General features: G+C 35.5%; 24 protein-coding genes, 1 pseudogene and 1 riboswitch. Of the genes and pseudogenes, 10 read left to right on the top strand and 15 right to left on the bottom strand.

The window, feature by feature from the left end; translation table 11 throughout:
* Positions 1-282 precede the first annotated feature (282 nt).
* Positions 283-765 (top strand): SRPBCC family protein, encoded by a 483-nt coding sequence (locus tag GMD78_RS19535; RefSeq protein WP_155671413.1) that lies wholly within the window; start codon positions 283-285, stop codon positions 763-765.
* 31 nt (positions 766-796) lie between these two features.
* Here the strand turns inward: GMD78_RS19535 and GMD78_RS19530 are convergent, their stop codons facing one another.
* Positions 797-1393 (bottom strand): TetR/AcrR family transcriptional regulator, encoded by a 597-nt coding sequence (locus GMD78_RS19530; RefSeq protein WP_155671411.1) that lies wholly within the window; start codon positions 1391-1393, stop codon positions 797-799.
* A gap of 152 nt (positions 1394-1545) precedes the next feature.
* On the opposite strand from GMD78_RS19530, the gene GMD78_RS19525 reads away from it, so the two are divergent.
* Positions 1546-2448, top strand: coding sequence for an ABC transporter ATP-binding protein (locus tag GMD78_RS19525; protein WP_155671409.1), 903 nt, complete (start codon positions 1546-1548; stop codon positions 2446-2448).
* Complete coding sequence (locus GMD78_RS19520) at positions 2429-3226, top strand: ABC transporter permease subunit (RefSeq protein WP_196493874.1); 798 nt, start codon at positions 2429-2431, stop codon at positions 3224-3226. The genes GMD78_RS19525 and GMD78_RS19520 overlap by 20 nt, the downstream gene beginning before the upstream one ends.
* A gap of 196 nt (positions 3227-3422) precedes the next feature.
* On the opposite strand, the gene GMD78_RS19515 is transcribed toward GMD78_RS19520, so the two are convergent.
* The 5 genes from GMD78_RS19515 to GMD78_RS21780 form a co-directional block, all read right to left on the bottom strand.
* A complete protein-coding gene (locus tag GMD78_RS19515) occupies positions 3423-3623 on the bottom strand; it encodes a cold-shock protein (protein WP_155671405.1) in 201 nt (66 codons plus the stop codon).
* A 217-nt stretch (positions 3624-3840) separates the two neighbouring features.
* The gene (locus GMD78_RS21785; protein WP_155671403.1) at positions 3841-4989 is read right to left on the bottom strand and encodes a PcsB-like coiled-coil domain-containing protein; all 1149 of its coding nucleotides are present in this window, start codon (positions 4987-4989) and stop codon (positions 3841-3843) included.
* Between the two features lie 157 nt (positions 4990-5146).
* Positions 5147-6397 carry an MFS transporter gene (locus tag GMD78_RS19505; protein ID WP_155671401.1) on the bottom strand — a complete coding sequence of 417 codons (1251 nt, stop codon included), beginning with the start codon at positions 6395-6397 and terminating at the stop codon, positions 5147-5149.
* Between the two features lie 16 nt (positions 6398-6413).
* The gene (locus GMD78_RS19500; protein WP_196493873.1) at positions 6414-6998 is read right to left on the bottom strand and encodes a TetR/AcrR family transcriptional regulator; all 585 of its coding nucleotides are present in this window, start codon (positions 6996-6998) and stop codon (positions 6414-6416) included.
* A gap of 120 nt (positions 6999-7118) precedes the next feature.
* On the bottom strand, positions 7119-7415 hold the full coding sequence (locus GMD78_RS21780) for a hypothetical protein (RefSeq protein WP_155671397.1): 297 nt from the start codon (positions 7413-7415) through the stop codon (positions 7119-7121).
* 223 nt (positions 7416-7638) lie between these two features.
* On the opposite strand from GMD78_RS21780, the gene GMD78_RS19490 reads away from it, so the two are divergent.
* The 3 genes from GMD78_RS19490 (at position 7639) to GMD78_RS19480 (ending at position 10448) form a co-directional block, all read left to right on the top strand.
* Positions 7639-9459, top strand: a complete 1821-nt coding sequence (locus tag GMD78_RS19490; RefSeq protein ID WP_155671395.1) for a M3 family oligoendopeptidase — start codon at positions 7639-7641, stop codon at positions 9457-9459.
* 12 nt (positions 9460-9471) lie between these two features.
* A complete protein-coding gene (locus GMD78_RS19485; protein WP_155671393.1) occupies positions 9472-9783 on the top strand; it encodes a YciI family protein in 312 nt (103 codons plus the stop codon).
* A 110-nt stretch (positions 9784-9893) separates the two neighbouring features.
* The gene (locus tag GMD78_RS19480; RefSeq protein ID WP_155671391.1) at positions 9894-10448 is read left to right on the top strand and encodes a DUF3231 family protein; all 555 of its coding nucleotides are present in this window, start codon (positions 9894-9896) and stop codon (positions 10446-10448) included.
* Between the two features lie 55 nt (positions 10449-10503).
* On the opposite strand, the gene GMD78_RS19475 is transcribed toward GMD78_RS19480, so the two are convergent.
* On the bottom strand, positions 10504-10773 hold the full coding sequence (locus tag GMD78_RS19475; RefSeq protein WP_155671389.1) for a hypothetical protein: 270 nt from the start codon (positions 10771-10773) through the stop codon (positions 10504-10506).
* A 162-nt stretch (positions 10774-10935) separates the two neighbouring features.
* Positions 10936-11082, top strand: a riboswitch (cyclic di-AMP (ydaO/yuaA leader).
* An 80-nt stretch (positions 11083-11162) separates the two neighbouring features.
* Between GMD78_RS19475 and GMD78_RS19470 the strand changes: the two genes are divergently transcribed.
* Both GMD78_RS19470 and GMD78_RS19465 read left to right on the top strand, forming a co-directional pair.
* Positions 11163-11819: a potassium channel family protein gene (locus GMD78_RS19470; protein ID WP_155671387.1), complete on the top strand. Its 657-nt coding sequence runs from the start codon at positions 11163-11165 to the stop codon at positions 11817-11819.
* A 24-nt stretch (positions 11820-11843) separates the two neighbouring features.
* The gene (locus tag GMD78_RS19465; RefSeq protein WP_155671385.1) at positions 11844-13190 is read left to right on the top strand and encodes a TrkH family potassium uptake protein; all 1347 of its coding nucleotides are present in this window, start codon (positions 11844-11846) and stop codon (positions 13188-13190) included.
* 62 nt (positions 13191-13252) lie between these two features.
* Here the strand turns inward: GMD78_RS19465 and GMD78_RS19460 are convergent, their stop codons facing one another.
* Positions 13253-13747: a L,D-transpeptidase family protein gene (locus tag GMD78_RS19460; protein WP_155671461.1), complete on the bottom strand. Its 495-nt coding sequence runs from the start codon at positions 13745-13747 to the stop codon at positions 13253-13255.
* Between the two features lie 217 nt (positions 13748-13964).
* Between GMD78_RS19460 and GMD78_RS19455 the strand changes: the two genes are divergently transcribed.
* Positions 13965-15761 (top strand): S9 family peptidase, encoded by a 1797-nt coding sequence (locus GMD78_RS19455; protein ID WP_155671383.1) that lies wholly within the window; start codon positions 13965-13967, stop codon positions 15759-15761.
* A 164-nt stretch (positions 15762-15925) separates the two neighbouring features.
* Positions 15926-16351, top strand: coding sequence for a DUF3888 domain-containing protein (locus GMD78_RS19450; RefSeq protein ID WP_155671381.1), 426 nt, complete (start codon positions 15926-15928; stop codon positions 16349-16351).
* A 95-nt stretch (positions 16352-16446) separates the two neighbouring features.
* Here the strand turns inward: GMD78_RS19450 and GMD78_RS19445 are convergent, their stop codons facing one another.
* The 7 genes and pseudogenes from GMD78_RS19445 to GMD78_RS19420 form a co-directional block, all read right to left on the bottom strand.
* Positions 16447-17499 (bottom strand): DUF4179 domain-containing protein, encoded by a 1053-nt coding sequence (locus GMD78_RS19445; RefSeq protein ID WP_155671379.1) that lies wholly within the window; start codon positions 17497-17499, stop codon positions 16447-16449.
* Positions 17465-18010, bottom strand: a complete 546-nt coding sequence (locus tag GMD78_RS19440) for a sigma-70 family RNA polymerase sigma factor (protein ID WP_155671377.1) — start codon at positions 18008-18010, stop codon at positions 17465-17467. The genes GMD78_RS19445 and GMD78_RS19440 overlap by 35 nt, the downstream gene beginning before the upstream one ends.
* Before the next feature lie 288 nt (positions 18011-18298).
* The gene (locus tag GMD78_RS19435) at positions 18299-18490 is read right to left on the bottom strand and encodes a hypothetical protein (RefSeq protein ID WP_246187716.1); all 192 of its coding nucleotides are present in this window, start codon (positions 18488-18490) and stop codon (positions 18299-18301) included.
* Positions 18487-19329, bottom strand: a complete 843-nt coding sequence (locus GMD78_RS19430) for an alpha/beta fold hydrolase (protein WP_155671375.1) — start codon at positions 19327-19329, stop codon at positions 18487-18489. Before GMD78_RS19430 ends, GMD78_RS19435 begins: the two co-directional genes overlap by 4 nt.
* Positions 19325-19600: pseudogene (locus GMD78_RS22000) on the bottom strand (DEAD/DEAH box helicase family protein); the annotation flags it as partial. The pseudogene GMD78_RS22000 and the gene GMD78_RS19430, both read right to left, overlap by 5 nt.
* A 56-nt stretch (positions 19601-19656) precedes the next feature.
* A complete protein-coding gene (locus GMD78_RS19425) occupies positions 19657-20265 on the bottom strand; it encodes a hypothetical protein (RefSeq protein ID WP_343042447.1) in 609 nt (202 codons plus the stop codon).
* Positions 20266-20673: 408 nt separating this feature from the next.
* Positions 20674-20765: IS3 family transposase (locus GMD78_RS19420; RefSeq protein WP_155670827.1), on the bottom strand; the 92-nt coding region annotated here is incomplete at its 5' end.

Raw genomic sequence — 20765 nt, 5'->3', positions numbered from 1 at the left:
CCTCCATCTAAATTGGATTTATTTGTATCACGTTACAATTAAATTGTACCCCAAAACTTACCAACTAAACTTCCTAAATCTTGAAAATAATGTGTCTAACCTCTCGTCGGTGCCTGTCACTTGTCGAAATTCGACAAGTGACAGGCACCGACAAGTGAGGATATTATATTTTCAACGGAGAATATGCTAGTATGTCTTCATAGGAGGACGTAAGTGACCAGACTCTTAAGTTAACAGTTAACTAATAAGATTTTAGTCGAATTACTTTTAAGGAGTATATGCATGCCTATTATTATACATAAAAAATTTATACAAGCACCTATCAACCTATGCTTTGATCTTGCTAGAAACGTAGAAGTTCACACACGGACAACATCTAAGACGAAAGAGAGAGCAGTAGCTGGAGTGACATCTGGTTTATTAGTAGAAGGAGATATTGTCACATGGGAAGCTACACACTTAGGTGTGAAACAAAGATTAACAGCTAAAGTAATTCATATGGAAGCCCCGACTGAGTTTATCGATATCATGGTATCAGGAGCATTTCATTCTTTTACACACAAGCACCAATTTATAGAAGATCAAGATGGAACATGGATGATTGATACGTTTGAATATAGATCCCCCTTTGGCGTTATTGGTATCATCGCTGACAAACTGTTTTTGAAAAAATATATGCAAGCTTTTTTGACTAATCGAGCAAACGAGTTAAAAAAGCTTGCTGAAAGCCTTAGTAGTTCAACTTATCTCTCCCACAAGAAATAGAGGTGACTTCAGGGGGATCTAAAAGCCACCTTTATTCTGTTGGTTCACTGCCAAATATTCCATACATAAATAAATATGTCATTTCTTTTCGTAATTCCACGTCTAGGTTTTCTCTTATCTCAGGATTACTCATCATCGTAGTTAAAGAGTTCATATACATGATAATAGCCTTTGCAGAAACCCCTTGTTTAATTACACCTTCTACTTTTCCTTGTTCAATTAATTTCATAAACATTGGAATAATTTTTTCTTTAGATAGCTCTTCAATATATTGTTTAAAGTCAGAATCTTCAAACATGAAGTTTTTCAATCCTTCACTATTCAGCATTTCTTGATTTTTTGATGATATAGTTAACGTTTTATTGATTTTTTCATTAAAAGGTATGTCTACATCTTCAAAAAGCTCCTGAAACTCCTTAATGATTTCTTCTGTTGCTTCATAAAATACTTGTTTCGCTAACTCTTCTTTGCTACCAAAAAAATTATAAATTGATGCTGGAGATACGCCAGCTCGCTCTGCAATTTCCCGTACTCCAATTTCTCTCAAGTTACGCGTTCCCACAAGATCTGTTAACGCATGAATAATCTGCTTTTTTTTCTCGTTTCTTCTTTTTTCATATCCATTCATCTGATAAACACCTCCATAGTATTTTAAAACAAAATTATGTAACAAATCAAATGTATTGTTACAAAAAGTATAGACAGAGAAGATGTAATTTGATAATATGTAACAGAAGTTGATTTTTGTTATAAAACTTTATATAGGGTGGAGGGAATACGATGATTCAAACAAAATCGCTTACGAAGAAATACGCTAATGGCAAAGGGATTTTTGATGTAAGTTTTCAAGTGAATCATGGAGAGGTGTTTGGTTTTCTTGGTCCAAACGGGGCAGGAAAAACAACTACGATGCGTCATTTATTGGGATTCATTAATCCCACAAGCGGTAGTGCTTCGATAGCAGGGTTAGATTGTCGAACAAACGCTGCAGAGATTCAACGAAAACTAGGCTATGTTCCAGGAGAGATCGCTTTTTTCGATAATATGACAGGGAATCAGTTTCTAAAGTTTATTGCAGAAATGCGAGGCATTCATAATAAGAAGCTTCAAGACAGTCTTACAGAACGTTTTGAATTAGAGAGCGATAGAAAGATTCGTAAAATGTCAAAAGGAATGAAACAAAAAGTAGGTTTAATTGCTGCATTTATGCATGATCCAGAGGTAATTATTCTTGATGAGCCAACGAGTGGGTTAGATCCGCTAATGCAGAAAAAGTTTGTCGATCTGATCAACGAGGAAAGAAGTCGCGGGAAAACCATTCTTATGTCATCCCATATTTTTGATGAAATTGATAACACCTGTGAGCGAGTTGCAATTATTCGTGATGGAAGACTAGTTGCAGTTGAGAACATCACAACCTTAAAGACCACCTTGCAAAAACGCTTTACAATTACGTTTGGCAACGAACAAGATATGGCTACCATTAACGCGAGTGGATTGAATTATGAAAAGAAAGACAGAAACAAAGTAGAGATTGTTGTTAGCGGGGATTATAACAACTTGGTAAAAACGTTAGCAGAATGTAACGTAATTAGCATGGACGCTGCAACACAGAGTCTAGAGGAAATATTTATGCGCTATTATGGCAAGGAGGGGAACAAACATGTCATGGACATTGTTTAAAGCTAATTTGAAAGCTAATCGGTTTATATGGATACTCATTACGGTGATTTATTCGTTCTATGCTGTCATGTTGGTAACAATGTTTGATCCGGAAAATACCGAAACAATGGCAGAAATGATGGAAATGATGCCGAAAGAACTTTTAGATACCCTCGGATTTACCATTGGAACGACACTGTTAACTCATATTTCAGGGTTTCTGTACTCGATGCTCTTATATTTATTTCCACTAATCATTACCATCATTGTTAATCATCGACTGATTGCAAGTCATGTAGATAAAGGGAGTATGGCATATTTACTTTCCACATCGAATTCACGTGGGAAAATTGTTATGACTCAGGCTCTATTTAGCCTTCTTTCGATTGCATCAGTATTCATGGTGATTACGGTTGTACAAATCCTTGTGGCATCTTCTATGTTTCCAGGTGAGTTAGAAATAGGTAAATTTATCATGCTAAATATGTATGCATTAATTCTTTATTTTGCAATTAGTGGCGTTTGCTTTTTTGCTTCGTCCATTTCCAATGAGTCAAAGTATAGCTTAGGCCTTGGTGCAGGTATTCCTATCGCTTTTGTCGTATTAGATATGCTTGGTAATACAGCTGAAAATGTGAGCTGGATTGGAAACCTATCCATTTTTGGACTATTTGAACCAGATCGATTATTTGCTGGTGATGCCTTTGCTTATATTGGGATGGGAGTACTTGGGGTCATTGCAATTGTACTATATATTGGAGCAATTACTTTCTTTAAAAAGCGTGATTTGCCGTTATAGGCTCTAGCGTTTGCCGTGTAAATGTACAGTCTGCCCCTACTCAATCAGGTGAACCAATGCTGGAATTACGGTTACTTGCCCCACCAATAATAAAAAGTGGCAATATCAAGCAACAAAAAGATAATTACTCCCCTATTTCAAAGAAACTAAAAAAGGCTGTCGAGAATTTCTCGACAGCCTTTTTTTATAGCATTACTTACGCTTTTTCAACGTTAGCTGCTTGTGGTCCACGGTTACCTTCAGTGATTTCGAAAGTAACTTTTTGACCTTCTTCTAAAGTTTTGAAACCTTCGCCTTGAATTGCAGAGAAATGTACGAATACGTCGTCTCCACCTTCAACTTCGATAAATCCAAAACCTTTTTCTGCGTTAAACCATTTTACTGAACCTGTGTTCATATAAAATACCTCCATGGTGCTTTGTGCACATTTATTACTATTTCTGTTCAAGATATTAATTCAAGACGAAGATAATCACTAGAAAGCTTTCCCATAAATCTTGTATCGCTAGCACGAACATCAATTAGTTAATAACTAGTATACCACTAATAAAGAAAAATATATACCCTTTTTTTATTTTAATTGAATGTCGACAAGATAATACACCATTCGATTATTATTGTATCGTTACTTTAACCCGTCGTACGCCCCATTTTATTGCTTCTTTTTGGGATGACACGAACACATCAATCTTTTTGCCTTTAATTGCACTACCCGTATCTCCGGCAATTGCATAGCCATACCCTTCAACATATACGACAGATCCTAATGGGATTACGTTAGGATCAACTGCAATCACTTTCTTATTGGGGTTTTTACGTAAATTAATTCCCGTAGCAGTTACTCCACTTCCCCCGGCACTATCAATAGTATAGGCGGTAGAAGTGACTGTAAATGACTTTTCTTCCTTAGAAGTTTGAACTAATTTTCCAGAAGAACCTTGATTTGATTGATTTGTAGTTGCTTTTGCTTTTTCACGCTCTGCTGCTTTTCTTGCTTGTTCTTCTCTTTTTGCTGCTTCGATGCTTCGTTTGGCTTCCGCTTCTAGTGAAGCAAGGTTAGTATCCTTCGATTCTAATTCCTTAACCAATATGTTTAATTCACGCTGTTTTTGATCTAGCGTTTCTCTACTATTCTCAATTTCTACTTTTTGTTCACTAATAAGTGCCAATGTTTCTTCCTGTTCGCTCTTCATCTTGTTTAAATCATCAAGCTTTTCAAATGCAAGCTCCTGATTATCAGCAACTTTGTTCATATCCTTCTCGAGCTGTTCCATTAAAGATACATCAGACTCTGCAATTTTAGTTACTGTAGACACGCGGCTAATCAAATCTCCAAAGCTTTTCGCGCCGAAAATAACCTCTAAATAACTAATCGAACCGCCTGCCCTTTGGTAGGAAGACATTCTTTCTTTTAATAGGTCCGAACGTTTTTCGATATCAGCTTCTAACTCTCGTATCTCTTCCTGAAGAGCTTCCACCTCATCGATCGTATCAGAGATTTTTTGTTCTGTATTCTCAATTTGTGCTTCATTTTCAAGTAATGCTTGATTTGCCTTGTCATATTCTTTATTTAATTCTTCTAACTCGGATAAAACGTTAGCTACCTTCTTTTCCGCTTCTGACAAATCTTCTTTAATATTCTCGCGCTGATCTTGAATGCTTTTTAAGTCATTATTCGGTTCTGCATAGCTTACATTGCTAAAACATACACTTCCAATTACAACCGTAGTAGCTAAGGTAATTGCAGTTAATTTTTTAGTCAACTTTTTTCCCCGCTCCCTATTATCATTCTTTGATAGTTTGTAGCTTCCATTCTATCAAGTATATAAATAGATATCCCCTACTATATCATGATAAAATAACAGCTCGATTATAGGGATATTACAATTGTATTGCATAGACAACGGATTAAATAATTGATTAATCAATCATTTTTTCTCTTGAATCTTCCCGCGTTCGCAGATTCATAACATTAACCATTAATAATACCCCGATTAAACCAAGCAAGAAAAAGCCTCCGCTCATTACATAAGCTGGTACCTTTCCCCCAATCGTAATTGCGGCTCCTGCAATAATCATCGTCCCCTGCCCAATAAAGCTATTTAACGCTAAATAGGAACTACGATAATTTTTATCGGCCAGATCTGCTAATAAACTTTGGCGAATGGGAATGTACATTAATTCACCAATAGAAATGAATAACATAATGCCAATCAACCAAATTGGTGCCGTTACATAACTTAGAAACGAATATCCAACAACATATAATAGCATTCCCACAATCAGTCGGAGTTGATCTGACATATTCCTCACCAGCCGTGTGATCATACCAACTGTAAAAACAATAACGAGTGTATTTTCAGCATGTAGAATACCAACCATATTAACACCATCAACAGTAAAATGGCCAAATAAAGAAGATTCTTTAACGCTTTCCTTAAGGTAAACAGCAATATAGTTTGTTAAATGACTTTCTAGGGAAAGTACCAGTAAGGTAGCAATAAGAAAGATAACATAGGTACGATCATGTAGAACCCTTCGATAACTGGACCAAATGGATGTAGTGCTAGTTGAGACTCGATTCACATCTTTTTTCGTAAACGTTTCACCAATAAATAGATATGTAATCGCAGAAGAAATTATGGAAGTGATTGCAACAATGATGAATAAATAAAAATGATAGTCCTGAAAGATGAATGCTCCGATAATAGTCCCAAATGCAGTTGCTAAATTGGATAGCCAATATATAGCCGTAAAAACAAATTTCCTTTCATTCTTCTTTACTAGATCATGAATCATAGCCGTCGAAACTGGTATATACATCCCATTACAAAACATATTTATTAGAAAAAACACAAAGCTAACGTAAGGAAGTACAACCCATGAAGAATTGACAAATGCAATAGCCAAATAAGAAATACCCAGTCCAAACTCAGATAGAACTAATAGTTTTTTACGACCTATTTGATCTGCTAAATGCCCTCCAACTAACCCCCCGAGTAAACCAGAGCAGATCACACATATAACTAGAATACCAGTAATCGTTGTCCCAACAAGATGACTGAAATAAATAGCAAGGTATGGGATAATGGTCATCGTTACTAGATGAGTAGAAAATTGTAAATACAACCTAATCTTAATGGAACGGTGCAACTGAAAAAATGAATTCATACGCTTCTTCTCCCCATTACACACCAATTCCAAATAGTCGAAGTGCTTGATTTTTGAATCCATTGGTTAACTGTACATTCTTATGGTCAGTATAGGTTAATCGAGCCCCCATTAAAAATGCCAAATATCCATGCCCTACTTCTTCTGGATTACTATTAGGTAGAAAACCTTTCTTCATCCCAATTACCACAATATCTTGGATGAACTGGGTAAATTCATTTGCAAAACTGTCCAACTCTTCCATTTCTTGAAAACGTTCCGGTTGTCCAATCACATATTGAATGACCCTTATTTCCCTTTCCTTTTCAAAAAACATATCCACATGTTGGTCAATAATCTGCTTTAACTGTTGGAGTGTCAATGTTTCTAATCGGTTACGAATTTCCATAATATGCTCACGAAATTCAACTAATGGTTCCGTTACACAGGCATGAAATAACTGATCTTTTGTTTCAAAATAAGTAAATACTGTTCCAAAGCTTACACCTGCCTCTTCTGCAACATCCTTAATGGTTGTCTTCGAATAACCATGCTGTGAAAAAAGCTTTAACCCCGCCTGAAATATATCTTCTCTTTTCTTACTTGAACGAGCCCTTGCCATAATACCACCCCTCATAATTGATTGATCAATCAATTACTACTATACAACACATTACAGGTGCCTGTCACTTGTCGATTTTCGACAAGTGACAGGCACCACTCGAATCAAATCATATTTAAGTTATCTATAAAATCCGGGTCCGGGCTGGCCGTGAGGTGGATAATAAGGTCCATATCCTCCGTGAAATCCATAACCTGGAACACCTGGTTGACCGAATCCGCCTGGTGCAACACCAGGTCCATATCCATAACCTGCACCGTACCCTGGACCAAACCCTGGTCCGTACCCCGGCTGACTACCAATGTAATAACCTAACCCTGCTCCAATAAGTCCGGTAGCTAGAGGACCAAGAGCACCTCCTGTGGCAAATAACCGTGGATCATCATCTCTATACATAGGCATATTCGTTCCGTACATATGAATTCTCCTTTACATAGATTAACCATCGTTTTACTGGCTTCACTATAGCCTATGTATAGATGTCGATCGTGACTAGGCAGAGTCATTACTTTCGGTATATTTTTTAAACAAATACCCATTCCATCTAGACTCTGTTTGACAATTAAGAAATATTATATTAAACTAACACAAACATACGTTCGCTTTATATGGAATACTATTTTTTAAAGGGGGAAAATGAATGGTAGAACTTACGTATCAAGAAAAATGGAGTTTAGAAAGCATATTCCATGGCGGTAGTCATTCACCACAGTTTCGCAACCACATAAATAAACTAGACAAACTGACAGCTGCATTTGAGGAAGTAACAAAGGAATTATCGATACCTATAGAAATGGATGATGTCGCAACAATGATCACTAATATAATCGATCATCACATTCATATTCGTACAAATCTTTCACAAGCCAAGTCTTTCCTTACTTGCTTAATCGCACAAAATTCCAACGACCAACACGCAATTACACTCCAAGAAAAAGTCAACACGATCCGTGCTCGTTATGAGAATTCCTTACAAAAGGCACAGCAATCACTCGCTGACATTGATGAACATCTATGGGAAAAACTCCAAGAATCATCATTAAAAAAATACACATTTATTCTAGATCAATGGAGAAAAAAAGCTAGATATCAACTTCCCCTAAAAAATGAAAACATTATTTCCGATTTACAAGTGGATGGCTACCATGCCTGGGGAAGTTTTTACAAAACATATATTGGAAAAATTAAAGTTCCTATCTTAATAGATCATGGTGTTAAAAAACTTTCCATTGGGCAAGCAATTAACCTACGATCACATCCAGATGAACAAATTCGCAAACAGTCTCACGATGCACTTGAAGATACCTGGTCTAAGCATGAAGATATACTAGCTAAAATACTCAATCACATTGCAGGTTTTCGCATAGAAGTTTACAAGAAGCGTGGAATTGAAAATACTTTAGATGAAGCATTGCTAAATAATCAGATGCAAAGAGAAACGCTAAACGCGATGTGGAAAGCCGTCGATCATTATAAGAAACCTTTTGTAGAATACCTCAACCAAAAGGCTAAACAATTTGATACAGAAAAGATGCAAGCCCATAACTTTTGGGCACCAATGAAGCAAACTAAACAACGGATGAGCTATCAAGATGGTGTAGACTTTATTTTAGAACATTTTAGCCAATTTGGTTCACAGCTTGAGAACTTTTCAAGACACGCTTTTCATCAAGGGTGGGTTGAAGCAAAGGATCGTCCAAATAAGCAAGCTGGTGGATTCTGTGCTAGCTTTCCGTTATCAAAGGAATCAAGAATTTTCATGACATATGGTGGTAGAATTACTGATATTTTAACGCTAGCGCACGAATTAGGACATGCATTCCACAACTATGCGATGAACTCCATTAGCGCAATAAATAAACAGTATCCATTGAATATGGCTGAAACTGCATCAACCTTCTCTGAGATGATCGTGTTAGATGCTGCAATGAAAAAAGCCGAATCATTTGAAGAGGAATTATTCTTACTCGATGAAAAGTTAAAACGAAGTGTCATGAATTTTATGAATATCCATTCACGTTTTTTATTTGAAACACGGTTTCTTGAAGAGAAAAAAAGTGGTTACGTACCAGCTAAGCGGTTAAATGAACTGATGAACGAATCGATAAATGAGGCATATAAAGGATCCATTATAAATCAATCGATCCATTCATGGGCATGGGTTCCACATTTCTATCTAACAACTTTTCCCTTCTATAACTTTCCTTATACATTCGGATATTTGTTTTCCATGAGTTTATATGCAAAAGCAAAAGATACCGGAAAAGAATTTGAAAAAAATTACCTTCAATTACTTCGTGATTCTGGAAGTATGCCAGTTGAAGCATTAGTCAAAAAACATTTACATGAAGATATTACAAAGGAAGATTTTTGGGAGAAGGGTTTAAAAATATGCACTGATGATGCCATGAGATTTGTTACCTTATTAAGAACTAAGGAGAACGATCAAAAATCAAATTGAAGGAGAAGAACGATGAAAAAATATTTTGTACGTTTATCTAATAAACAAAAATCATTGATGACGAAGGAATTAATGCGCTTACACGCGTTGTATTTAAGAGAATTAAAGGACCGAGAAGTACTCCCCTTTTGCGGTCCATGTAAGGATGATACGGCAATCATGATTATTGATGCACCTTCCTATGAGCTAGCAAAGCAATATGTAGAAGACGATCCCTTCTCAAAAGTTAATTATTATCTAACACGTGATATTATCGAAATGGAAGAAGCGACTATTGAAAATGAATTTCTAATGAAAGACGTATTCAAAAGCTTACCCGAATAATGAAAAGCAATCTAGCACATTTCTCCCCTAAATTGTGCTCTTTTAATCCAACATACAATTACATTATTTGCAAATGATAAGGAAAGATTATACATAAGGAGGTGATTAGCATGCCAAACCCTTTTGAGGCGGTATGGAACATACTTAAGACAACATTAGATAATACAAATGAACCAAAATCCCCGTTAAATGTCATTGAAATCGGGGACTGCTGGAAATATGTTTCTGTTATAGAGGAATTTATTCGCTATGAGGAAATTGGTTTAAATACTAGTACGGACGACGAAGTTATTGAGTTACTTAATGATGTTATCAAAACATGTGAATCGCAAGTCAAACGAATAACTACTTTTATGAGGGATGAAGGGATTCCCTTACCTGAAGTAGCTTCTGCTAAACCAAAATCTAATTCCAAAGAGATTCCGTTAGGTGTTAAGTTAACAGATGATGAGATTACAAACGGAATAGCGTTTAAGTTGCTTACGTGTATGCAAACATGTGCGAAAGGACAAGCTGATGCAATTCGTAACGATGTTTCCATTATGTGGCTACAATTTTATTCAGAATGGGTCACACTAGGTACCACGTTAAAAACACTCATGCGTAAACGAGGTTGGTTAAAGGTTCCACCATATTATTATCCACCTGGATCACCAACAAATTAAACTGAAAACCAACTCGTTAGTTTGAGTTGGTTTTTAAACTCTTAGTATGTTTAGTTTAAAAGTTATATTTTTGCTTCGCTTCTTGCATTTGTTGACGTGTATCATGTAATCGTTGATAGGCTTGTTGGAACTGAGGATTCCTAGTAGCCTCTTCTCCAGATAGCTTATTAGCATCTTGTAAGGCTTGTTCCGCATGTTGTAATTGCTCATTAGCATGTTTTAGTAATTCCACATTGTTACCTTGAGCATTTGCAAAAGCCTGCTGAGCATCTGCAATTTGTTGACTCGCTTGTTGTATTTGTTGATGTAAGGTTTGCTCTTCCATTTATTACCCTCCATTTCAATAACATCCTTATATATTTTCTCTAAGAAAAATTCTATTATGTATCCATATAATATTACTATTTTCTGTCAAAGATTTTACAAAAATAATATTGACAATTTAATTTAACAGGAGTAGATTAAGATTTACAAAATGAATTCCAATCACCTTTTATCGCTGAATCAATGATTGAACGGGGGAACCAATTAGGATAGAGCATCTATCTTGGGGTGAATCTTATGAAAATAAGAGGGGATACTCTCAGGTCCCTAATCCGACAGCTAACCTCGTAAGCGTTTATTTATTTGAGAGAAGGTCTAAGAGGAGCCAAAGACCACTCTTTTTATGATGGTCTTTTTTCATGGTGTACGGAGTAGAAATAAGGGGATAGTATGAAAAAACAATTTGTAGTTATTGGGCTAGGACGATTTGGTAGCAGTGTATGTAGTCAATTACATAATATAGGTCATGATGTATTAGCCATTGATAATGATCCCGATCATGTTAAAGAAATGTCTGAGTTTGCTTCACATGTTGTACTAGCTGATGCAACGGATGAGAATGCTCTTAAATCTTTTGGAGTAAGAAACTTTGACCATGCAATTATTGCTATTGGAGATAATATACAGCCCAGTATCCTTTGTACATTAATATTAAAAGATATGGGAGTAAAGAAGGTCTGGGTAAAAGCCCAAAACCTTCAACACAAAAAAGTGCTTAAAAAAGTTGGAGCAGATCGGATCATTCAACCAGAACAAGAGATGGGAATTCGAATTGCTAATCAATTAGATTCAGATAAAATCATAGATCATATCGGTTTGTCGAAAGAATACAGCATTATAGAATTAGTAGCTACGAAAAAGATATCTAATAAAACAATTGTTGATTTGGATATCCGAGCCAAGTATGGTTGTACCATACTTGCAATTAAGCGTGGAGAAAAAGTAAATATCTCCCCTTCCCCAAATGATATGGTTAATCAAGAAGATATACTCGTAGTTATGGGGAAAAATAATAACCTTAAACGGTTTGAAGAAAAAGGATTATAGAAAAGGAATTAAGGAGAAAAATACATGTTACGTTTTTTAAAAAAGGACCCATTAAGTCCTGCACAAATTATCGTTTTATTTTATGTAGTTGCCGTCATTCTTTCAATATGTCTATTGAGTTTACCAATTACAACAAATCCTGGTGTAGACTGGTCATTTTTAGATATTGTGTTTACAGCTGTTAGTGCCATAAGTGTTACCGGACTTACGGTTGTTTCTACTGTAGATACGTTCAGCACACCTGGAACGTTTATTTTACTATTTATCCTTCAATTCGGTGGGATTGGAATTATGACACTCGGTACGTTTTTTTGGTTACTAATTGGTAAAAAGATTGGACTAAAGGAGCGTACACTAATTCGTACGGATCAAAACCAATCGCATTTGTCGGGACTAGTATATTTAATGAAGCAAATCTTAACGATCATTCTATTGATCGAATTCGTTGGAGCTATTATTTTAGGTACCTATTTCCTTCACTATTTCCCAACATGGCAGGAAGCATATTTACAAGGATTATTTGCCGCAGTGAGCGCAACAACAAATGCCGGATTTGATATTACTGGTAGCTCCTTAATTCCATTTGCACAAGATTATTTTGTGCAAATGATTAATATTATTTTATTGACACTAGGTGCAATTGGTTTTCCAGTACTCATTGAAGTAAAGGATTTTATAAAAGAAAAAAGTAAGTATAGAGGACATTTTTCATTGTACACAAAGCTAACAACGATCACATTTTTTTCACTAATGGCATTTGGAACGATCGTCATTTTAATCTTTGAAGCAAACTATTTTTTTGCTGATAAAAGCTGGCATGAATCATTTTTCTATGCATTTTTCCAATCTTCAACAACTAGAAATGGTGGACTAGCTACCATGGATGTTAGTGAGTTTTCAATTCCAACGTTATTAACACTATGTTTTCTAATGTTTATTGGTGCTTCCCCAAGCTCTGTTGGTGGTGGTATAAGGACAACTACGTTTGCCGTGATTATTTTACTTATCTGGTCCTACTCAAAAGGACGTAAACATATTAAAGTATTTAAACGTGAGATTCATGAGGATGATATTCGGAGATCGGTTGTGGTAAGCTTCTTAGCAATTGTATTATGGTTTACAGCTGTCGTCATTCTAACACGCTCAGAAACCTTTTCATTAATGGAAATTATGTTTGAAGTTAGCTCCGCATTCGGAACGACGGGATTATCAATGGGGATTACTCCTGAGCTAAGTTCTATAGGAAAAATTGTTATTATTTCTCTCATGTTTATAGGAAGAATTGGAATTCTATCATTTGTTTTCATATTCCATAGAAGATTGGAAGATGTAAATTATCATTATCCAACAGAACGATTGATAGTGGGATAGTTTAGTGAAAAAATACTTGATTAGGCGCAATTCAACAGTGGATTGCGCCTTGATTTTTATCTTTACGGATGAATTCTTACCCTAGTTCCTATTGGTACAATACTAGCTAGTTCTTCAACATCCTGGTTATACATTCGGACGCATCCTCTCGATACAGCTTTTCCAATTGAACTAGGATCATTTGTGCCATGAATTCCATAATGCTGTTTGGATAAGCTCATCCACATTGTACCAAACGGTCCACCTGGATTGGGAGCTTTATTGATGATGATATATTCCCCAACAGGGGTTTCATGTAGGATCCTACCAACCGCAATTGGATATTGTTTTTGCAATACTCCATTTCTTAATAACCTTAATGATCGATTATTGATCGATATGTCAATCTCGTATGGAATTGTATCTGGAGAAGGGTAACTTGGAATTTCTATAGATTGACCTGGATAAATAACATTAGGGTTCATTCCAGGATTCGCCCGTAGGATTGTAGCTAAGTCCACACGATAGTCCAGTGCTATTTGGTTCAACGTTTCACCAGGCCTTACAGTATGAATCAGTGTAAACACCTCCATCGATTTAATTAATACATCATATGAAAACCCACAGAAGTGTTCCTATTCTATTCATGTCATGTGTCATGTCGGTGCCTGTCACTTGTCGAAATTCGACAAGTGACAGGCACCGACATTCGTGTTGAATTTCTTCTATAAAAAAGGTATTTAGGCACTCGAAATAGAATATAGTTAGGAAGATCAATAGAAAGAGGGTTTTGTGATGGCAAAGTATACGATTGAGCAGTTTATGAATACGGAAAGTCTTGCAGGTGTATCCATTACACATAATGATGGGTCCATTCTATATGGTAGTGATAAATCAGGGGTGTACAATGCCTACTCCATCAAAAGAGATGGAACGGAATCCCACAAACTTACAAATTCAACGACAGACGCAATTTTCCCGATATCCTATTATCCAGAAGATCATCGCTTTTTATATCAAAGTGATCAAGGAGGAAATGAAATCACACATCTGTATGTACGAGATAAAGATGGACAAACAAAAGATTTAACGCCTGGAGAAAAGGAAAAAGTAATGTTCGAAGGCTGGAGTGCTGACCGAAAAAGCTTTTTCTACCAATCCAATAAACGGGATGATCGTTACATGGATCTTTATGAAATGGACATTGAAACATTCACTCCAAAAATGCTATTTCAAAATGAAGAAGGCTATCAGGTTGAAGCAATATCTCCTGACAAAAAATATATTGCACTACATAAGCCAAATACAGCGAATAATTCGGATATGTATCTATTTTCTGCTGAGCACGGAGTAGAACACCTTTCGAAACATGAAGGCGATATCCAATATAATCCACTAATGTTTGATGGGGATTCGTCCTATCTCTACTTTGTAACAGACGAGGATAATGAATTTCTTCACTTAAAACGAATCGATGTAGACACTAAATCGGCGGAAAAAGTCGCTGTAGAAGAATGGGATATTTTAATGGCAAAATTCTCTCCAAACTATACGTATCTCATTTATCTTATAAACAACAACGGAAAAATAGAAATGAAAATACTAGATACAAAGACGGGAAAACCAGTGGAGATACCAGGACTTCCAGATGGTCAAATTAGTGGTGTGACAATTTCTAGAAGTGAAAAACTGATCGCTTTTCTATTAAACAGTTCTAATTCTCCATCAAATTTATATGTATTTGACATTGCAAGCAATGAATTAACATGTCTAACCGATACACTAAATCCAGAAATTGACCAACATGACCTTGTTGAAGCCAAAGTAGTCCATTTTCCATCATTTGATGACCTTTCTATTCCGGCAATATATTACGAACCACATGTAAAAGAAGGAGAAAAAGCACCTGCTCTTGTTTGGGTACATGGGGGTCCAGGCGGCCAGTCCATGGTCAATTACAACCCGGTGTTCCAATACCTAGTGAATCATGGATACGCGGTTTTAGCAGTTAACAACAGAGGTAGCTCTGGTTATGGAAAAACATTCTTTAAAGCTGCTGATCTAAAGCATGGAGAAGTTGATCTAGCAGACTGTGTCGAGTCGAAAAAGTTTTTAGTATCAACAGGAAAAATTGACGAAGAGCGAATCGGAATAATTGGTGGAAGTTACGGTGGCTATATGACGCTTGCTGCATTGGCCTTCCAGCCAGACGCATTTAAGGTCGGAGTTGATGTTTTCGGTGTTTCCAACTGGGAACGAACCCTTAAAAATATTCCATCCTGGTGGGAAGCTGTTCGCGATGTACTTTACAAGAAAATCGGCAATCCATTTACCGATACAGCATACATCCGCAGCATTTCTCCATTATTTCATGCAGAGAAAATTACAAAGCCACTAATCGTGCTACAAGGTGCCAATGATCCTCGTGTTCTTAAGGCTGAATCAGATGAAATTGTGGAATCTGTTCAGAAAAACGGTGTACCAGTTGAATATATTGTTTTTGATGATGAAGGACACGGGTTTACCAAACGAGAAAATAGAATAACAGGTTATCGAGCAATTAAAAAATTTCTAGATCGATACTTAAAGTGAATCATGTAGTGCCAAGAACACTTGCAGTAATGGTTGCAAGTGTTTTTGTTTCGATTATTAAAATTATTGCTGTTTAATCAAATAAAATTGTATCTATTAAACATATAACATACATCAAATGCTTATTTCTAAGGAATGATAAAGCATAAAAGGAGCGAATATCATTGAAGAGATTTATATTGATATTTTTATTTATCGTCACTTTACTATTGATACCAATTTCAAGTGGTTCGGCAGACAACATGCCTGTTCCTCCAAAAGAATCAAGAGAAGAATTGTATCATGATATGTTTATCAGTTTACTCTTACCCAATATCAATCAATTCATTGATGATTATTACTCCAAAATGTTCACTCGTTTACCGACTATTTATACTTATATGGTCGATATCACGGACGTAAAAAGAGTAAACGGTTACCGTTCGTTTAGTTTTTTAGTTACGCTTGAAATTATCCCTGTTGTTGGTCCACACATATCCGTTGGAAAAGATAGACTAACCTATGAAATAGGGGCAAAAGCGGTACTATTTGAGCATGAGCACTTAGAAACACATGAACTTCCCGAACATTGGAAGCACATAATAAAGTAGTGATAAGCAATAACTTAAATTAATGGTTAATAATACCCCTTAGTAAGTTACAACATCGGTTGATTTAGCAAACAAAACGTAAATGATCAAACTGGTTACTTATCTAAAGGAACATTAATTGGTTCAAGATCAAATGATTCTTCCAACAAATTCCAATCTATGTCATAAATTTCAACCATTGGTATAATTGTTAACGAAGATGCATTCTTATCAACCATTGTGGTCCGGATTCTATCTCCAAATTCGTTATTATCACCATAACTAGACATAAATATCACTTCATATTCTTTCCCTAAGTCATCATATATTTTATAATCATACAGAACTCTTTCCCATTTTTCTTTTGCAAATCCGTCTAGATTTTTATCTACCCACCCAGCAAAATGAAAATCCCACGAGATTGGAGTAGTTGTCATTCTAGTTAATTCAATACCAAATCCATTTTCATATACTTGATATGTTCCATCTGTGAATCTACTTGTTTTACTTTCAAGAGCATCTAGGGTAAATTGAAAAGACCAATCTCCCGAGACGGAAATTTCTGGATTTTCAATAGATCGAACTATATCTCCTTTCCATTTAACATGAACTTGATCTGCTTCTTGCCCGGTCACCAATGTCGCAATTAGTATACCCGCATATTCATTCTCGCCAATTTTGTTAGGAAGCATTTGTCCAACATTTAAGGGATTAATAATCTCTTCTATTTCTAACTCTACACCACTCAAAACAGCATCATCACCTAAATCATGATCACTCTTTATTTTATATGCAATTGTAATGCTTTCCCTATCATATACAGCATCTGTTATTGTCACACGTACTCCTTTACTCTCTTTAGTTAGATTTATATCGGTTGATTTATCCCCATATTCTTCAAATACAAACTCCTGATTATTACCACGGAAAAATTCATAAATATTGTCCATAAATGGTATTTTTTCTGCAAATGAAGGAAAAGCAACACTTAAGGTAACGAAAGATGCAACAAGTAAAGCAACTGCAATAGTTGAAATTCTAAATAAAGGTCTCTTACTTTTACCACTTTTTGCCCCCATTTGTACCCCATTCCGAATTGCTTGCTGGACATCCTCTCTTGGAACTTCAATTTGCTCATAAGCCTCCTGTAATAATTTTTCTTTCATCATACTCAGCCCCTTTTAAAATGGTTTTTAATTGTTCTTTTCCCCTATGGAGATAAGTTTTCACCGTATTCTCAGGGATGTCCATGATACTTGCTATTTCTTTAATTGGAAGATCATGAAAGTAAAATAAGATGATTGCATTACGGTACGTTTCTCGCAATTCATTAATTGCTCTGAATAAATCTATTTGTTCAATATTAAACTCCTCTTGCTTCTTTAATAGTTGTTCAACATTCTCAATTGGTATATCCCTTTTTCTCTTTTTTATATACTCATAAGCGGAATTGATAAGTATTTTTGTTATCCATGTAGAAAAATACTTATTCTTTTTTAGCGTTTTAATTGCTATGTATGCTTTATAACTAGTTTCCTGGACAATATCCAAAGCATCTTCATGATTACCTGCATAAAGATACGCTGTACGATATAATTGGGCACTGTACAGCATTAGAAGTTCCTCGAATGCTTCCGTATCACCAGATTTAGCTTTTTTTATTAGCTTTAATCGATACATGCTTTCCCACCTTTCTCTAACCATTAGATCACGTTGCTAATGGAAAAGTTTCAATATATTTTAAGATTAAAAAACGTGTTAAACACCATTTCGTTTAACACGCTCTAATATTAATTGTTTTAAGTCAATCGAAACTTGCCAAATAACCCTACTTCCTAATCAGAAGATACTGTTATCAATCTACATTCAAACTATCCGCTTATATCATGGAATTGCTATCAACTAAAGCAACTCATAAAAATACTCTTACTTATGCTCCTTACAGGTGAAATAAGCTGCAGATGAGAGTCATTTTCCAACTGGAACAATCAAAATAGGTTTCATTGAACCATTAAAGCTTAAACTTACCTTGTCCTCTAGTATAACTGTTAAGGCTTCCATCAGATAATTACCATCAATCGTAACACATAATACCTTATCACCAGCTATAAGTTTAATATATTGTGTCTCTTCAATTTGCCCTATTTCAGACAAAATCAAACCAAGTTGATATAATCCTTGATTAACTCATTGAAAAGCTCTTTCTCCTCCCTGAACGGTGAATGATTACTTTTTTCAAAAACATAGAGTTTTGATTTTGGTACGAGTTGATGGATTTGTTGTGAATAAACAAGTGGACATTGCGAATCATACTTTCCACAATAAACGATTGTTGGAGTTTTAATTTTAGTAATATTATCTCTAATATCGTAATTTGGTAGTTCCTCATATGAGTAATAATCCAATCGTTTTTGAACCACCCTACCACTACTTGGTTTAGAAAAATACTCATCAAATCGATTCGGGTCATATAATGACATTTCAGTCCATTCTCTACTTACCTTTATTCTATCCGTTCGCGTAGACTCACTTGATTTAAGAATGGAAAATATCTCTTTTAGTCTTTTATTTTTTTGATTCTTTTGACTATAAATGCTGTCTTCGTGTTCCATATATTCATTTGTTGCGGTAGCCCCTCCTACTAGCAATCGGTTCAATGAATGTGGATGATTGAAGCCATAGACCAATCCCAACATTCCACCTGTTGAATGACCTGCAAAATTCCACATCTTTATATCTAAAGCTTCCCGTATTGCTTCTAAATCATTTACCGTTTCTGACATACTTAACTCATCGTTCTTTTTGGCCTTACTCGAATTACCAGCTTCCTTTAGATTTACAAGATAAACACGAAATGAATCCGTAAACATATCAGCGAAATAGCTCCCCAGCTCATTAAACTCACTATATAAATGAGTAACACATAAAGGCTCACCTCTCCCCGAAACAAATACTTCGAATCGTCCTCTTTCTGTGTCTACAAGCAATTGTTCCCACATAATTCTCCCCTTTTCTCAAATCCATTATCAAATGCCCAACCACAAGAAAAATAATTCCATACAAATTATTATTTGAAACTTCTTCAAATATTTCTCATAGAAACAAACTTACCAGTCTTTTCCCTTCTTTTGTTCCATAATCAAAAAAATGACTAATCAAATCAATCGTCAAGTGATTATGAAAAAGTTTTAAGCCTGTTATTTTAGATAATTGCAGTCCAACAGTCATTTTTCCAACTACTTGAGGTCCAAATATAAGAACAAATTTCATATACTTCCCCATTTTCTATTTCCTTACAACTCTTACACCCGGGTAGTTGAACATAATTATCTTGTTTTCTTTGCCCATAAATTAACAAATAGGTTTGTAACTGTTACATCAACCATTACTTCTTCTTTCAAATCAAGAATAATATCGTCTGTAAAATCCAAATAAAACCCAAACTCATCCCCATCACGGTAATTTAAGCCTGAAGAGCCAGAAGGACTTAATTCATGAGTTTCACCTTTATATGATGCTTTTACTTCAGCTTGCAAACTACTATTAAATCCACCATTATAATATGTGTGTGTAACTCCTGAAACTAACGAAGCACCACCTAAACTATACCTTCCACGTGACCTAAAGAAAAATTCGTACTCCGCTTCACTATGTACGATGACTTCAGACAAGTATATTTTGTTTTCCCCGTCGTCAAACAGCACTTTTCCTTCGTTACTCGCCAAATCACTTAAATCAATCGTAACCGCATATTCCCCCTCCACAGGATGTGCATTATTATGATATTTTTCCACGTCATTAGCTACATAACTGATTCCCTGTACCTGAAGATTATACAATTCAATTCCCTTAGGTATGAGTAAAGAACCAAGGGCAATTATTACTGCAATAATATACACCGTGTTCAAATTAAAAATATTTTTAATTAATACCACCCCCATTTACAGCGAAGATTTTTCACTATAAAATATATTTCTCTTAACTCTTCTATTAACCTGCTATGCTAGGAATAAATATAGGTTATTATCTTTTCCACTCGTATTCCAAAACTCTGTATAATAAAGAATCCCGCCACCCATCTTTAATTAGCCTTCTTTTATCATCCCTACCTTCTCCAACACCATTGAAGAAGCAAGGTTCCTCGGATCACAGGTTGCGCGAAAATACGATGAAGTTTTAGTTTATTAAAACCAAAATCAATTAGTAAACGTACACCGGTTGCTAATTAGCTAAATATATCCATATTTAAATATTAACATAATATTCTAATTAAAAAAGATAACTAACAATGAAAAAGGCGATCAATTATGAAGTGACCCCATAAAGTTAGACAGAATATTTCACTAGGCAGCTGGTTGGGCATGAGTTCGATATTTTATCGGGCTCATGCCCTTCAATTTTGCCTTAATTCGCTTGTTATTATAGTAATCTATAT

The organism is Ornithinibacillus caprae (genome assembly GCF_009728145.1).
Taxonomy (GTDB): Bacteria; Bacillota; Bacilli; order Bacillales; family Amphibacillaceae; genus Ornithinibacillus; species Ornithinibacillus caprae.
This window is presented reverse-complemented; position numbering and strand designations above follow the sequence as displayed.